Below are 1025 nucleotides of genomic sequence, written 5' to 3' on the forward strand. Positions count from 1 at the left end.
TACGGAAGAAGGACACCACAGTCCCTCCAAAATCTATCTCCGTATCCTCATCGATAACATGGAAATCATTAAACTTCTTAACTGTGTCATTTCCTTTGACAAAGAGTTTGGCCAACTCAATGGTCAGCTCAGACCCAAATACAGGCACCTTGGCTTCAGCCAAGAGATAAGGCAGAGCACCAATGGCATCCGCATGGCCGTGGGTCAAGAAGACCCCAGCGATACGATCGCTATTTTCAAAAAGGTAGTCCATATTGGGAATGACCACATCCACCCCTAGTTGTTCATTTTCAGGGTATTTCAGACCTGCATCCAAAACGAAAATAGACCCATCGATTTCAGCGATATACATATTTTTCCCGTTTTCACGTACACCACCAAGTGTTGTTAAACTGATATTACTCATTTTTCCTCCGAAAGCTTAGTTTATCTTGATTATAGGGTTGCTTGCCCTCTTATTCTAAAAGCACTATTACTTTTATACTCTTCGAAAATCTCTTCAAACCACGTCAGCTTCGTCTTGCCGTACTCAAGTACAGCCTGCAGCTAGCTTCCTAGTTTGCTCTCTGATTTTCATTTAGTATTAGCCGAATCTTTTCCTACCATTATACCATTTTTTTGATGATTTTCAAAATGAAGATTTGTTTTCAAAAAAGAGCTGGTTTCCCAACTCTTTCCTAACTTCTACTCTTTTTCCATCAAAAAGTCATAAATTTCTTGCACGGTACCCAGCGCCATCATTTCCTGGTCTTTAACGGTTTGTTTGAGATTTTGGTAAATTTGACTTTCTCCTATCTCCCGCTTTGGTGCCTCTTTATTGACTGTCATAACGCCATCTTTAATCGTCACAAAGCCTAGCTCTTCAAATACTTGAATCATCTTGACCAGCAAGATTTGCTGAATATTAAGATAAGCCGCCAAATCCTTCAGCTTATAGCGAATATCAAACTCTGGGAACTGGTAGATAGTCTTGTACAATTTGGTAAATTGCTCTCTAGTCCCATATCCTGTTAAATAGTAAGCCT

The 1025-nt window shown here is 39.9% G+C and carries 2 protein-coding genes; both read right to left on the bottom strand.

What is annotated here, in order from left to right:
* Window positions 1-406: MBL fold metallo-hydrolase (locus ACLNCN_RS04930; RefSeq protein WP_424844755.1), on the bottom strand; the 406-nt coding region annotated here is incomplete at its 3' end.
* A 278-nt stretch (window positions 407-684) separates the two neighbouring features.
* Window positions 685-1025: single-stranded-DNA-specific exonuclease C-terminal domain-containing protein (locus ACLNCN_RS04935; RefSeq protein WP_424844756.1), on the bottom strand; the 341-nt coding region annotated here is incomplete at its 5' end.

This window comes from Streptococcus sp. CL8.13, from assembly GCF_049737895.1.